At 61.6% G+C, this 13,271-nt stretch carries 16 protein-coding genes; 2 read left to right on the forward strand and 14 right to left on the reverse strand.

Annotated features, from left to right (window positions below):
• The 12 genes from EN884_RS07095 to EN884_RS07145 all read right to left on the reverse strand — a co-directional run.
• Positions 1-498 (reverse strand): hypothetical protein (locus EN884_RS07095; protein WP_206617564.1); only part of this gene is annotated, 498 nt, incomplete at its 3' end.
• A 31-nt stretch (positions 499-529) separates the two neighbouring features.
• Positions 530-1,645 carry a hypothetical protein gene (locus EN884_RS07100; protein ID WP_063170728.1) on the reverse strand — a complete coding sequence of 372 codons (1,116 nt, stop codon included), beginning with the start codon at positions 1,643-1,645 and terminating at the stop codon, positions 530-532.
• A 448-nt stretch (positions 1,646-2,093) separates the two neighbouring features.
• Entirely contained in the window at positions 2,094-3,833 is a 1,740-nt protein-coding gene (locus EN884_RS07105; protein WP_063170729.1) for a VirD2 family relaxase/mobilization nuclease, read from the reverse strand.
• A gap of 147 nt (positions 3,834-3,980) precedes the next feature.
• The gene (locus EN884_RS07110; RefSeq protein WP_063170730.1) at positions 3,981-5,126 is read right to left on the reverse strand and encodes a lytic transglycosylase domain-containing protein; all 1,146 of its coding nucleotides are present in this window, start codon (positions 5,124-5,126) and stop codon (positions 3,981-3,983) included.
• A 52-nt stretch (positions 5,127-5,178) separates the two neighbouring features.
• Positions 5,179-5,499, reverse strand: a complete 321-nt coding sequence (locus EN884_RS07115) for a DUF736 domain-containing protein (protein WP_063170731.1) — start codon at positions 5,497-5,499, stop codon at positions 5,179-5,181.
• 45 nt (positions 5,500-5,544) lie between these two features.
• On the reverse strand, positions 5,545-6,105 hold the full coding sequence (locus tag EN884_RS07120) for a S26 family signal peptidase (protein WP_063170732.1): 561 nt from the start codon (positions 6,103-6,105) through the stop codon (positions 5,545-5,547).
• Positions 6,102-6,566, reverse strand: coding sequence for a DUF2840 domain-containing protein (locus EN884_RS07125; RefSeq protein ID WP_063170733.1), 465 nt, complete (start codon positions 6,564-6,566; stop codon positions 6,102-6,104). Before EN884_RS07125 ends, EN884_RS07120 begins: the two co-directional genes overlap by 4 nt.
• Positions 6,567-6,885: 319 nt before the next feature.
• Positions 6,886-7,722, reverse strand: a complete 837-nt coding sequence (locus EN884_RS07130) for a replication initiator protein A (RefSeq protein WP_245478700.1) — start codon at positions 7,720-7,722, stop codon at positions 6,886-6,888.
• Between the two features lie 47 nt (positions 7,723-7,769).
• Positions 7,770-8,060 (reverse strand): helix-turn-helix domain-containing protein, encoded by a 291-nt coding sequence (locus EN884_RS07135; protein ID WP_063170735.1) that lies wholly within the window; start codon positions 8,058-8,060, stop codon positions 7,770-7,772.
• 134 nt (positions 8,061-8,194) lie between these two features.
• Complete coding sequence (locus EN884_RS07140) at positions 8,195-8,713, reverse strand: DUF2285 domain-containing protein (protein ID WP_063170736.1); 519 nt, start codon at positions 8,711-8,713, stop codon at positions 8,195-8,197.
• A 70-nt stretch (positions 8,714-8,783) separates the two neighbouring features.
• Complete coding sequence (locus EN884_RS38565) at positions 8,784-8,990, reverse strand: DUF6499 domain-containing protein (RefSeq protein ID WP_063170737.1); 207 nt, start codon at positions 8,988-8,990, stop codon at positions 8,784-8,786.
• A gap of 140 nt (positions 8,991-9,130) precedes the next feature.
• Positions 9,131-9,409, reverse strand: a complete 279-nt coding sequence (locus EN884_RS07145) for a DUF2285 domain-containing protein (RefSeq protein ID WP_063170738.1) — start codon at positions 9,407-9,409, stop codon at positions 9,131-9,133.
• Between the two features lie 79 nt (positions 9,410-9,488).
• On the opposite strand from EN884_RS07145, the gene EN884_RS07150 reads away from it, so the two are divergent.
• A complete protein-coding gene (locus EN884_RS07150; protein WP_063170739.1) occupies positions 9,489-9,716 on the forward strand; it encodes a helix-turn-helix transcriptional regulator in 228 nt (75 codons plus the stop codon).
• Positions 9,717-9,938: 222 nt separating this feature from the next.
• Here EN884_RS07150 and EN884_RS07155 read toward each other — a convergent pair whose 3' ends face one another.
• Entirely contained in the window at positions 9,939-11,144 is a 1,206-nt protein-coding gene (locus EN884_RS07155) for a DUF932 domain-containing protein (RefSeq protein ID WP_127224555.1), read from the reverse strand.
• Positions 11,145-11,562: 418 nt separating this feature from the next.
• Here EN884_RS07155 and EN884_RS07160 point away from each other — a divergent pair, with 418 nt between their 5' ends.
• A complete protein-coding gene (locus EN884_RS07160; RefSeq protein WP_063170741.1) occupies positions 11,563-12,093 on the forward strand; it encodes a MucR family transcriptional regulator in 531 nt (176 codons plus the stop codon).
• Positions 12,094-12,182: 89 nt separating this feature from the next.
• Here EN884_RS07160 and EN884_RS07165 read toward each other — a convergent pair whose 3' ends face one another.
• Positions 12,183-12,494 carry a DUF736 domain-containing protein gene (locus tag EN884_RS07165; RefSeq protein ID WP_063170742.1) on the reverse strand — a complete coding sequence of 104 codons (312 nt, stop codon included), beginning with the start codon at positions 12,492-12,494 and terminating at the stop codon, positions 12,183-12,185.
• Between the last annotated feature and the right edge of the window lie 777 nt (positions 12,495-13,271).

Genomic DNA, 13,271 nt, shown 5'->3' on the forward strand with positions numbered 1-13,271 from the left:
CGTCAAGACTCTGATCTCATCCTCGCAAAGGGCAGCGTCCATAACGCGTCCGAAGTGTACGGCGACGGGATCGAGGCTCCCCACATTTGGGGAGACGATCCGCCAGGCCGCCTCGTCGATCGCCTCCAGGACGGGACCGCTTACACGGAAGGTGTGACGCACCGTTTGCCCGAGGGCCGTGACGACAAGGCTGTACGTGCGCCCGACGACAAGCGCCGGCTCGTGAGACGGATCTACGCCAAGACCGCGCTTGATCCTTCCTGGCTCCATCAGCACCGTCAGGCGGCACCCATCAATGGACCAGAGCTCCTGTGAGAGGACGAGGAAGGGGTCAGGCACAACCTGCTCCTCGTCGTTCAGGAGCCAGAGTTGGTCACGATCGAAGTGCGCCTCTCCTGGCCTCGGAAAATGTATATAGAAACGCAGCATGTTGGCGGGAAGGACCTTGGCTTGAGGAGAGATGCGCATCGGCATGTCTGGCGAAGTTTGGATCCGCATCTCTGGCGCCTTCAAAAGTCACGCCCGCCGTTCACGCCGACGGCTTCGGTGGGAACTGGGCGCCCGGGAAATCGAACTCCACCCAGATCTTGTCTAACCGTCCGGGAAGCGGGCTGGTCATCAGGGTCTCGAGCGTCAGATCGCCGGTATCTGCGTAGCGGGTCAGGGAGACGAAGAAGCGGTCGCTGAACAGGTCGGCCCGCAACGACGACCCGACGAACAGCACCTGCTTGCCGACCGGCCCGGCCGGCATGGTAGGGTGTTGGTCCAGCATCTTGTCTTGGGTCGGCCGGTTCTCGGGCGTGTAGCCTTCAGCGGAGCGGATACCCGAGAGCGGAACGATCATGGGGCCGCGACTGAGATTGGTGATGAACAGCTTGTCCTCGTCCCCATCCCGGAAGGCGACCATGCTGATGGGCTGGCCGTTGCCCATGTCGCCGATCGTCTTGCCTCTCACCTTTGCGCCGTGCTTCAAGTCTGAGACCGGAATGGTGACGAGCGGACTGCATGCGTAGGCGGCGACGAGCGTGTCCTCGCCATTGATGGTGGCGAACTGCATGGTCCGGATCGGCGCCCGCGTCTCGTAGTGGCCGTGAGCGAGGTGGTAGATTTCCACTTGGGTCTCGCTGGCGGCGCCAGTGAACGGATAGGGGATACGCCGCAGCGTGGAGGAGAACTCCTGGTTCGAGACGCCGGCGACGAACACATCGCCATTGTGAAACTTCAGATCCACGATCGTCATGGATCGGAGCGGCGTGCGCGCCTTCTCGTCGAAGACCGCGGCCGGCGGATAGGGGAAAGAACCGGCCCGCGACTTAAAGGTCTTGTCCTCGTCGGGAACGTCGGTCAGCCTGTGTACTGTCCTCTTCGACGATGAGAGATCGAAGGGGCGGACCTCACCGGAAAGCGAGACGCTCACGACCGCGGGCTCCAGGCGATCGCCGTTGCGCACTCCGACAGACAGGTATGGCTCCCGCGTGACGGGATGGATGGCCATCCCGTTCATCACCAAGCTCTTCACCGTCACGCCCAGCGCCTCGGCGATCTTCTCGTCAATCGACTCGAAGAGGAAGGGATCCAGCGAGGCTGGGGCCTGGCCCCGTTCCGTCTTGAAGGCGAAGACGGCTCCGAGCTTGTTGTCGCCCAAGAAGAGGACTCCGTCAGGGCTGAAAGCCAGAGCCCCCGCCGCTCGCGGGGTGATTTGGACATTTGTGTTCACTATGGTCTCCATCGCTCAACTGATCATCCGCTCCCGGCGTCCGCAGAGGCGTTTTGCCTGTAAGAACAGTGAGCCTTCAGCGAGATAGGCTGTAGCGACGCTGTGCGACTAGCTGTTATTCCGAGGCGGAATGGAAGACGGCGACAGCCGCGCGCACAAAGCGCGTTCCGTCTCGCCGGCACCGCTTGCGTCAGGACGCGACCTCCGCTTTACCCTAGCGAACTCGATCGAACTCACCCGCGGGCGCAGCAGCCATTCTTTGGTGCACTAAATGAGCGGCTGCTTTTGGGCGCGGCGATCATCACTTCGACCGGCATGCCGTTTGACCAGATCTGGAGTTCCGCTGCAGGACACGGATGCACGATATCGTCTGGATTCACAATCCAAGTGCTCGCTTCTTTCCAAAGGTCCAATCCACTCCGCCCCCTGCACCGATGAGGCCGGAAACATGCTTTCCCAGCTGCCGCTCGACAGACGGCGACCAAGGCACAAGCCCGAAGCCGAGCCCGTCATCAATCATCGCGAAGCGGCCGGAGACGAGCGAAAACCTCTGTCGATAGATGCCAGCTACTTCGTCGCCTTCAGAAGCTTTCGCGAACGGCAGTCCGGTCTCGGCCGCGAGCCGAGCGCTAAGTGCGTTCACCTCGCGATCGCGTAGCGTGTCGATCAGGTTATGAGCGAAGATGACGCGCTGACCTTCGTGTCGTGCGAGGCCCTCCTTGACAAGATGATCGGTGCGAACCTGAAGCGCCTGTTTCACTTCCTGGCCGAAGCCGCCCTCCCCGATTTCGGCGGGTTTGCTCGCGACAAGCTGACGGTCGAGCCAAGTCGCGCCGCCGGCACTGATCTGCTCCTCGATGGAGAAGTCTGAACGGATGGCGAGCGCGACACGACCGCGGCCCTTTGCATCCTCGTAGCGGCGCAGTTCAACGATCGAGCCCGGCGCGGAATCTCCGGTTGCGTCGAGATCTTGAAACCGGATGTGATGGACGCGTCCGTCGACACCATCGACGACTGCATATGCCGAGCCCCGCAGCTCGTTGTCGAGCCCCCGCTCCAACAGCCGACCGATGACAGGATTGGCTGTCTGCTCAGTTGCAAGGACATAGTCGGCCGCGCGTCTCTCGGCGCCACGGCCGGATAGGCTGCGATGCATGCGCTTGATGATGTCGCCACGCTCGCCGAGCGCATGCAACGTCGTCTCAGCCTCCTCCGCAATGGTCCACTGGCCAGGACGGATCTCGCTGGCGAGGCCAAGCCCTTCCAACTTGCGCAGCCGCCCGATCTTAAGCGTGAGGAACTCGTCGGGCTCGTGGCTGCGGAGCGGCGCGAGATCGATGATACCAAGGCGATCGGCATCGCGAACAAGCTGGCGATCGAGCTGTGTCCACCGCTCGGTGTCGATCTGCCGTTCGACTGTTCGGCGGATGTCATTGTCGGTCCGAGGCCCCAGCGTCTGGGTGAGAATGTCGCTTGCTCGGTCGCGCATGCCCTGGCGGATGTAGTCGCGTGAGATGACGAGGTTCTCGCCATCATCGGCCACGCCGCGCACCAGAATGTGGACGTGAGGGTGTTCGGTGTTCCAGTGATCGATCCCGATCCAGTCGAGGTTGGTGCCGAGGTCGCGCTCCATATCGACCATGAGGCCGCGAGCAAAACTCTTGAGGTCACCCAACTCTTGGGCATCATCAGGAGAGACGATGAAACGGAAATGGTGCCGATCATCCTTGCAGCGTTCTGAGAAGGCATCATGATCAGCCCCGTCCTCGTCCGGCCCGAACATTTTTGCTTTTTCGCCATCGCGGGCCACACCCTCGCGACCAAGATATTTGAGATGGGCGGCCAGCGGCGTCGATCCCCTGAACTGCCGGACAACGCGTGCCTTTACGACGGCGCCGCGTGAGCGGCCGTTAATGAGCCGATTGGCGCGGATGCTCGCCGACCTGCCACGACCGAACGTCGAGGCGCGCGAGGAGATGACGTTTCCCTTGCGCGAGATATGTCCCCCTGCCCTTTGTGCAGCGGCCAGTGCCTGGGAGATGAAGGGGCGTGCACGCTGACTGGCCCGGGAACGAATGCGGCCAGGCCGGACGCGGAATTCGTTATCCGTGCTCATGAGCATTCTTCCCGCGAGGTGCGGCTTCTGTTGAAAACTTTGAGAAATTGCTGATCGCGCACATCGCGGATTTCTCGCGCACATCGCAGAACCGGTGCGCAAACCCTTGAGATCCAACACCCCGACCGAGCCGCACATCGCGGCCCTTTATCCTGCCATCCCTCTTCGCCCTCTCTCACGGCCAACCCTCCCGCCGCAATTTCCGCGACGGAACAGGTCGGAATGCGATTGACCAGGAATGCTGAGATCATTGTGGAGTCGCGGCGGAGGTCTGCACAAACGGATTACGAACAGCGGGGTTCGGACTGATACGCCTTCACTGCGCGAGCCGTCCGGTTGCGGTACAAGGGCCGTAAGATCGGTGACCGCTTTGTCCACGGGTGCTCGCACGCTGGGTGAACGGGTCGCCGTGAAGACGGTCTCTACGGGAACATCAGTCTCGCGCTCACCCTGCGGAACCGAGCTATTCCGTGTGTTCACGACGTGCGCGAAAATCGACGCTTCGAGTGCGCTCGCTCTGCCCGCTCCATGTCGTGCGCGAGTTGGAATGGGAACCGCACCGTTGATCAGCGGCACGAGTTTTCGGACGTAGTCGACTGTCTCTCGCGGCAGCGGCCGGCCCGTCGCAAGATGTTCCTGGTAGCGCCTGGGACCGGCATTGTAGGCAGCAAGGAAGCCGTTCCGGCCGAAGCGGTCGAGCATCTCGCGGAGGTAAGCGGCGCCGGCAAGAATGTTGTCGTGCGGTTGGTAAGGATCGTCGCCAAGATGATGCTTGATCCGCAGTTCTTCCCACGTCGCCGGCATGATCTGCATCAGGCCCATCGCGCCCTTGCTCGACACAGCATGAACATCGCCAAAGCTCTCGACCTGCATGACGGCGCGCAGCAATCGCTCGGAAAGGGCAAACCGCTTTGCAGCCTCCTGGATATGCACAGACCAGGGGTCGGCGGACCAAGTCTTGCTGCTCGGACGCGCCGGCCGCTCATTGCGCGATAGTGGTTCCGCGCAAATTGCGGATACTGAGAGGATGAGGATCACGCATGCGGATAGAATGGCCGTGCCTCTGTGGACGGCAGCGCATGCACCGCCGTCCCGACGTGCGAAAACCCTGCCACCGTGCTCGCTTCCGTCAAGGGCAAGGCTTCGCCGGCCGGACTTGCTTGCCGCAAACAGCTCGGCGATGAGCGTCCGCAGCGATTGGCAAGCGTCCGGCCGCCCTTGACCTTCGCTGTGCGCGGCGGCGGCCTGACAGGCGATCGGGTCGAAGGGTTTGACCAGCGCCCGATCGATCAAAGGGTTTGCTGTGAGCGGTTCGCTGTCGCGGGGTCGAGGCATCCGATCAGCCTCACTCGGCACGCTTGGACGGCCGGCTCCAGTGCAAGGCCCAGACATTTTTCTCGGCATCGGACTGGAACAGATTGGCGCGGATCGCTTGTATGAAGGAGGGATCGTCGATGGCGACGGAGAGATAGGCGCCGGCCTTCTCGCCAGTGCGTTCCCACGCCGCACCGATCTCCATTCCTTCGCAGAAGACGCGGTGGTCCGGCGCGTTGTCGGCATCCGATTTCTCGGCAGGCAGGATGGCGAGCTTCGCGTCGAGCGTCAGCGTCGAGACGTTGCCGAAGAAGCCGTCGTTGTTGCGGGTGAAGGTGCCGATCTGGGCCATTGCAGTGCTCCTTTCATGAGCGTTTGACGATGATTGGCACGAGCCTCACGGCTCGCCGGGAACGGGATCTTTGAGAATATTCGGCGTTGGAGCGGTGCGGCGGGTCACCCACACAGGAACAGCGCGACCGATGATCGAAGTGAGCGGCAACGGCCCGAAATACCGGCCGTCGAAACTGTCGGCGACATCCCGGTTCATGAGAAAGACTTCGCCGTCGGCGATCACGCGGCAGCCCTGCCAGACGGGCAACGATCGGCCGCGACTATCGCGCTCGCGCGCAAGTCCAACGGTCACGTCATGGGTGATGGTAGCGGTGCCCTCCCGGCAGACAGTCGTGCCTTGGAGCGCTAACACGCGCTTCAGAAGCGGCACGCCGTGCGGTAGATATTGACGCTCAGCCAGGAAGCTCGCGAGCGGTTCAGGCAGCATGACGACGGCGATGTCGGCGACGTCGATCCTGCTGGCCGGCTCGACACGATACAACCCGATGGGGACGCTTGCAGATGCGTTCCAGATGAAGCTCGGGCGATGGGCGATCCATGCCGGAGCGACGGCGAGAACCCCGCCGCAAAGCATTCCTGCGATGATCGTTGCGCGCATGCTCATGGTTCAATCCTGCGGCGCAGGAGCCAGGCTTCATGGCGCTGGCGCGTGTAGGGCCTGGGCGCCTCGCGCCCGGCAAACCTACAGTGGGCATGGCGCCAGTAATCCGGTGACACATCGACAGGTTCGATGCCGATAGCCTCGATGGCGTCGATGATCTTCAGCACCTTTTCGACGTTCCGCCATCCGATCGCTGTGAGCAGGATCTCGGCGCCAGGGCGCACATAGGCGACGGTCGAGCAGCGCCGACCGGCGGCGACTGCACGCAGTATGTCGATGCGGGACGCGACGGTGCCGAAGTCGTTGCCCATCCACCGGACGAAAGCGAAGATGCTGCCAGGCGTGAAGGTGACGGCACGACGAGTGCGGTCGATGTTCCTGTTCGAAGCAACCGTGCCGAAGCGGATGTGGTTCTCGATGCGCTTCTTCAGCCACACCAGTTCGACCGAGGTGAGATCGCTCATGCCGGCCTCCATGACAGGAGGCCACGAGCAAGCATGGCGAAGCGAGGGGCGGAAAAAGTGATCTTGTTTCGGTAAGAGCAGTGGACGTCGATCGCTCTCGGCATCGCCGAAAGATCAGGGCTCGGCCGTCGCCCACAGCCTCGCCGACCCGCGCTTCGCGTTAGAAAGAATCCGAAGGATTCTCGGTTAGAAACGTTAGAGGAGCCGGTTCGGCAATCGCCACAATGGCTTAGGATCGAATCCGGTTCCTGATAGCACGGGAACCCGGTTCCCGATGGCACGGGAGTTGCGGTTCCTGATAGCACGGGGCTGTCCACAGTCATTTCACAGCCTTGGTCGTTCTGGCGCGCGACGCGCGTTGCGCCGCGTACGATTCTGGCGGGGTGGGTTGAAAGGTCAGGCGCGATCGACCGTCAGCATCGATGACGAGTGCCAGCCGATAGCCAGGCAGGGGTTGGCGACCGACGATCTCGCGAAGGTCGAAGGTGAAGCGCTTGAAGGGCGACAGACCGCCTGACTTCAGATGGAGATGGTGGAGATCAAAGCTCCAACCATAGGTTTGGCGGCCCCCATGTTTTCGCACCAGACGGTAGAGCCATCGCTCCAGGCCCCCCGTCAGCCCAAAGTACTCACGATCAATGGTGAGGATCAGAGCATCGTCGAGAACGCCGGCATAGAACCAGTCGGGCAGGATGAGCTCGATGCCGAGCGGGCGGCCGCTGGCGTCCATTCGCTCCTTCCACTCGTTGATCCAGGAGAAACGATGCCGCCGCCGTTCGGCCGGCTGTCGGATCGATGTGGCAACGGTGGTCGACTGCAGCCGGTCAAGTGCAGCCTTCAGTCTGTCGTAGCTGCGGGCGGAATCGCCACGGCCGATGAAGGCAAGAATCTCATAGGGAGTTGCCGCCATCAAACGCGACGTACGAAGGCCGTTGTCTCGTGCGTCGACGATCTGGCTGGCCGCCCAGATCAGAATGTCGGCGTCCCAGATGGTCGCCATCCCATGTTCGAGGGTCGCCTCGACACGGATCGACACATCTCCCATGTGAAAGTCAATCGGCGTGACGCGGCGGGATTTGGCGAGCGAGAAGAACGGCCACGACATGAGATCCTGCGCGTCGCGCGGCGTGACGACGCTGGCGCGCGCGTGAAACAGGTCAAGCTGGCCTTCGGAGCGGTACTGCACTGACGCCACCCGTGCTGTCAGGAGTCACGATCGCGCCGGCCGGCATAGGCAGGCGCGCGCGCGGCATGGGGCTTGGCCGGCGGAACAAAGGTCGCGTTCGCATCACTGGTGGAGGTACGCGCGCCGAGTTCGATCCAGGCGTGCAGGTCATCGATGTCGTAGAGCACGCGCCCACCGACCTTGCGGTATTTAGGACCGGTCCCATAGGTCCGGTGCTTTTCCAGCGTGCGAGCACAAAGACCGACGATGGGTGCAGCCTCCTTGGTTCGCAGGTATTTTTGGGGCGCGTCCGCGGGACCCTTCGACATCGCTCGATCTCCATCCGGTTTTGCTGTCATCCTGGCCTGCCGGGACGCGCGAAACGGACGATGGTCGAATTGAGGAAAAGCGAGGGAGGGCAAACATCGGGGGATGTGTTTTTGCTACCCCTCGAAGAGGGGCTTCAGCGCCGGGATTTCGGGCTGCGGCTGTGTGGATAGAAAAGAAGGTCGCGGTAGCCGCCGGCGACCAGGCGATCCGCTCTTTGCAGGATCGCCCGTACCTTGTGCCTGAGGTGATGGTCGCGCCAATCTCGTGGCACGATTGGATCTCGTGACAGCAGCGCCTCCGCGATCATGCGAGAGGAGGCCGCTGCGCGGCGGGCGTCGTGAGCGCGCAGATTGAGGATATGCCTGATCTTCGTCTGCTGGGGCAGCGCGCCATAGACTGGGCCGGGCGATCGACCGTTTAGTGCCCGCCAGAACTGGCGTGCGGCGTCCAGTCTTGTTTCGAAGGCTTCGTCGAGCGGGAGAATGATGGCATTGATGCCAAGTGAACCGTCGCAACTCTCGGCAATCAGGCGATGCGTTGCGGTCGAAGCCGACCAAAGAGCCTCAAGGTCTTCGCCCTGCTCCCAAACGCTAGCGTTGCTGAGTTCGCTAGGTAACACGCTCCGATACGATGAGCCAATCGAGGCAGGCATCCGTGTGGCCCGGAGCACGCGCGGCGAGGCCTGTTCCGTCCAGACGATGTTCTCGGCAGATGGAAGTCCGTTACCGGTGACAGTGAAATCGCGCGCCCCAGCGTGCGGCGAAGTCAGTTGGTCCGAGCAGGTCTCCGGTATTTGCGCCCAGCGACGCAAGCTGACTGCACTCGGCGATGAAGGCGTCGTTCCGGATCAGGTATTCGGCAGCGAACTCGGGCGCTTCGTAGTCGCGCATGTGCACATAGGCCGCTGGATTGGTCCAATCGCCTTGCAATTTGCCAGGTCCTCTCCCGATGCCAGCACTTGGCTGCGAGCTTCGGAATCAGCATCGGCGTCGATGCGCGTGCTGGGTAGTTGGAGAGTCAGCAAACCGCTGTGCTGATTCAGCAAAGCGTGGCGCATGGCAGGCTGCACCTAATGGGGCGCACCGCCCGCCAGAAGATACCGATAACCACTCGTCGTCATCCACCGCGCGCGGGCAAGATGGGTCTCCCAGGACTTGAACGCTCTCTCCGGTTCCTGCTCAGGATCGATGTGCAGGACGATCCTGGCGACCTCGCGCCAGTCCGCGTCTTCGGCCGCCGCGTCGAGCAGGCGGATGTAGGTGAGCAGCCGCTCCTCGTCGTATCCGGTCAAGATCGAGGAGTCTGGAGCAACGTCGGCAACATCGGGATCAAGCAGTGGTTTGAGCAAACGCGATTTCCATCTTTGAAGTCATTTTGTAGAGAATACTCCGTGGTTGAATACTCGACAAGACGCTGCACTCGCGGGCATGGAAATACGCGAGGTGTTTGCACGCAATCTGAGGCGGCATCGGCAGGCGGCTGGGCTTTCGCAAGAAGAGCTGGCTCACCGCGCGGAAGTCGATCGCACCTACATCAGCGCGTTGGAGCGCAGCGTCTACGGCGCGACGATCGACGTTGTCGACAAGTTGGCAAATGTTCTCGGGATTGAGGCCGCGGACCTTCTAAGGCGCCCTCTATCGCGCGTCACAAAATAGCGAGTCATTCGGCCTCATTTGTCTTGTTGTGCCTCCATGACAGCAGTCGCATCGCGAGCCGGGCGGAGCCCGGCGAGCGGCCGCCGTGTTTCATAAAAGCGACCGCACGCGCCGACCCCGATGATCTGGTCGCTAGATATTCTTATGATAAGACAATCCGGTTGATGTGGCGGACCAGAAAGGCCGCGCGGCGAGACGTTCGCCGTGCGGCCTTTCGTTCGTTCACGCCGCCTTTTCCAACAGTGCCTTCGCCTTTCCTTCAAGCTCCAGCCGGCTATCCTGATGCGGCTTGGCGCGGGCATGCGCTGTCATGCCTTGAACAAAATCGAAGATGCTTTCGGGTGGGTGACCTTCTTCCTGCAACACAGTCTCGATGATCTTGCCCGTTTCGCCCTTGGAGAAACCGCGCTTGCGCAGGAAGCTTTCGCGGTCCTCGGCGGTGCGGGCTACGATCTTCTCACGCGCGGCCTTGATGCCAGCGATGAACGGCGCCGGGCTTGAGTTCGCAAAGCTAGCTAAAGCCGGCGCTGCCTCATGGGCAAAACGCTGCGCGGCAAATTTTGAGTGCCGGATTGTGATTTCCTCGAAACCCTCCACGCCCCACAGATTGCGGTTCATGCAGACGGCGCGCAGATAGAAACTCGCAATGCCCAGGGTCTTCGAACCGACTTCCGAATTCCAGCAATAGAACCCTCGGAAATACAAATCAGGCTCGCCATTCGGAAGCCGTCCGGCTTCGATCGGGTGTGTGTCGTCCACCAGAAACAGGAACACGTCGCGGTCGCTGGCGTAAAGCGTCGTGGTGTCCTTGGTCACGTCCACGAATGGATTGTGCGTCATCGTCGCCCAGTCCAGAACGCCCGGCACCTTCCAGATAGTGTCGCCAGTTCCGTTGCCCGCTATCTTCATGACGGCGGCGACAAGCTCGTGATCCCAGATGCGGCCATAGTCCGGACCCGTGACGGCGCGAAGCTCAATGCGTCCGTCTTCCGTCTCGAGCGTCTTCATCAACTCCGCCCGATGGCTCAAAAGGCCATGCTGCAAATTGATGCCAGCAAGCGGCGCGGGCAGCTGGCGCATATAGGTGGCCGGCGCGCTGACAAGGCTGCAAAGCTGGCCGAAGCTCCAATGCGTCGGCGCGATTGGCTGCTCCTGTCCGGGAACGATAAGCGAAAGCCGCTCTGCATTGTCGCGGGTAGCTTCCACGCGCACGGCGCGGCTCTCAACGGTGCGGGCGGTCGCTCGGTCCGCGCGCTGCTTCACGGCATCATAGAGCTCGGTAAGGCTCAGATAGCGCTCGTCATCGGGACGCGAAAACCATTCGGAGGAAACTCGTCCGATCCTCTCGCCGCGCGAGATATCCACGCGAAAGCCGCTGGAAGCCACCTGTTCCTGCCTGTTGCTCTCGCTGTTGATAATGGTGGTCATGTTCATTGTGCTCACTCCTTTTTCCGTCAATGCCGAAGGCATGTCCCCCGGCATGCCTTCCGGGGGCGCGTGAGCGCGCGGGAGTGATGGGGGCCAATGCCGGCGAGCGAAGCCGGGTTGCACGGTCGAGCGGAGCGGATGGAAATTGATGGCCACTGTTGCTGCTGTCGGGCCGCTTTGCGAGCCTGCGGCCCTGCTCTGCACAGGCGGCATTGGCGGGGAAGCGAGGGGAAGTTCCTCGCTTCCCATCGAGTCTACAAGGGTATCCGCAGTCGATCAGAACGATGAATGCGAAGCTTACTCTTATAATGTTGTGCAAGAGATTTGGATTTTACAGAGAAACGTACTATTTGCCTCATTGGCGGGACGGGGAAATCAAACGTCGCTCAATTCGTCCGATACAATAAGAGGAAATTAGATGACCACTGCTCTCGAACAAGACGGTCAACTGGATACCGTGTCCATAGCGGCTGACATTGTCGCCGCCTATGTGTCGAACAATCCACTGCCGGTCGCCGAGCTGCCGAAGTTGATCGGCGATATCCATGCCGCTTTGAAAGGCATCGGCACGCCGACGATAGAGCCGGTGATCAAGCAGGAACCGGCGGTATCGATCAAGAAGTCGGTGACGCCGGATTTCATCATCTGTCTGGAAGACGGAAAGAAATTCAAATCGCTCAAGCGGCATCTTCAGCATTTTAATCTGACCCCCGACGAATACCGGCAGAAATGGAACCTGCCCTCCGACTATCCGATGGTGGCGCCGAATTACGCCGCCACGCGCTCGGCCCTGGCGAAATCAATAGGGCTCGGGCGCAAGGCGGCTGCGCCCACGCCTGCCGCGTCGGAAAAACCAAAACGGCCTGCTCGTGCGGCAGCAGCGACGACGACTGCGGCAGCCATCAAGTCGCCGCTGAAGAAGACGCGCAAGGCACCAGCAAAAGCCTAGACCTCTGCACCCTGGCGGACGTGCCGGGCTGTGTAGGACCTGAACATGGCGAAGCCCCGCCTTGCAGCGGGGCTTCGTGTTGAGTCGGATCACTCTGCGGTGCGGCGGGACCAGATGAGCGAGAAGTCGCCCTCGGTGTCGGTCTCTACCAGGCTCGCATAGATCGGAGCGGGGAAGCTGGGATCGTCGAGCTTGACAGAGTGGTAGTCGCGTCCCTCGCGCGAGGTCTTCTTCCATGCCGCCCCGAACTCGGTGGCGCCGGCGAAGATTCGGAAGTCGGGACCCTTTTCATTTTCGCCATCGGCCGGAGAGAACGTCACCGTCTTGACGTTGAGGTCGAGGGTCTTGACCGAGCCGGAGAAGCCGTTGGCGGTGCGGGAGAAAGTGCCGATCGTAGCCATTGTGGTGGTTCCTTCTGTTTTTCTCGGACCGCGCCCATCGCGGCCTCGATGGTGGTCGTGAGACCGGGGACGATCGGTCCGCACCCCGAAGGGGCTGAAACGAAGTGGAAGACGGCGACGCGAGGCTTTCTTGAACCGCGAGGAATGGACGCGCAGCGGACAGGGGAAGAAAACGCAGTGGCGTCGTTGCGGGAAGACGATCGAGACTGAGTGCAGCGAAGTCGGTCTTCGGTCAGACCCAATCCATTCGAGGACGCCGTGGGCGTAGCTTGGAATTAGCGGAAGGAACCGCCACCAGGCTGCGATCTGTCACAGCTGATGTCGTCCGTGCTGTGGCGCTTCTCCGTCCTGTCAAAGAACTGGGCCAAACGCCAGAGTATACGGCCCGTCCTCCAACGGATGAAAAAGGAACGGCCGATTTCCTTCATCTTTGGACTGACCCGCCATCGAGTTTCGGGTGGCACCGAAGACGACCGACTGATTGCTGAACGCAGCGGCTTCCAAGCCGCCAACCATCGTGACGATTTCGCGTTTCAGTCGACTGGATGCGAGCCCGGTTGAGGTCGATAGCCAAGAACATTTCATCACGCCCGATCCTCCGCCGCATCGCCGAACGATCCAACTACGCTGACTTCTGCGCATGGTGAGGCATTGCCGGGAATGGGACGCATCCGCACAGGCACCTCACGTGGGCGATGGCACGCCGGGGAGACATTCGTGTCAGGGACGTTCTGGGTTCCACCGCTTGCAAAACCTTGTGCTGTCGAGGTGTCCGGC

This window comes from Mesorhizobium sp. M7A.F.Ca.AU.001.01.1.1, assembly GCF_004022735.1.
In the GTDB taxonomy this organism is placed as follows: Bacteria; Pseudomonadota; Alphaproteobacteria; order Rhizobiales; family Rhizobiaceae; genus Mesorhizobium; species Mesorhizobium ciceri.

Bases quoted from the DNA above. Each gene is read 5' to 3' on its own strand.
- EN884_RS07150 (WP_063170739.1), top strand. From the start codon at position 9,489: ATGGAAATACGCGAGGTGTTTGCACGCAATCTGAGGCGGCATCGGCAG.
- EN884_RS07125 (WP_063170733.1), bottom strand. From the start codon at position 6,566: ATGAGCGATCTCACCTCGGTCGAACTGGTGTGGCTGAAGAAGCGCATC.
- EN884_RS07160 (WP_063170741.1), top strand. From the start codon at position 11,563: ATGACCACTGCTCTCGAACAAGACGGTCAACTGGATACCGTGTCCATA.
- EN884_RS07135 (WP_063170735.1), bottom strand. From the start codon at position 8,060: ATGTCGAAGGGTCCCGCGGACGCGCCCCAAAAATACCTGCGAACCAAG.
- EN884_RS07115 (WP_063170731.1), bottom strand. From the start codon at position 5,499: ATGGCCCAGATCGGCACCTTCACCCGCAACAACGACGGCTTCTTCGGC.
- EN884_RS07155 (WP_127224555.1), bottom strand. From the start codon at position 11,144: ATGACCACCATTATCAACAGCGAGAGCAACAGGCAGGAACAGGTGGCT.
- EN884_RS07165 (WP_063170742.1), bottom strand. From the start codon at position 12,494: ATGGCTACGATCGGCACTTTCTCCCGCACCGCCAACGGCTTCTCCGGC.
- EN884_RS07120 (WP_063170732.1), bottom strand. From the start codon at position 6,105: ATGAGCATGCGCGCAACGATCATCGCAGGAATGCTTTGCGGCGGGGTT.
- EN884_RS07105 (WP_063170729.1), bottom strand. From the start codon at position 3,833: ATGAGCACGGATAACGAATTCCGCGTCCGGCCTGGCCGCATTCGTTCC.
- EN884_RS07140 (WP_063170736.1), bottom strand. From the start codon at position 8,713: ATGCCTGCCTCGATTGGCTCATCGTATCGGAGCGTGTTACCTAGCGAA.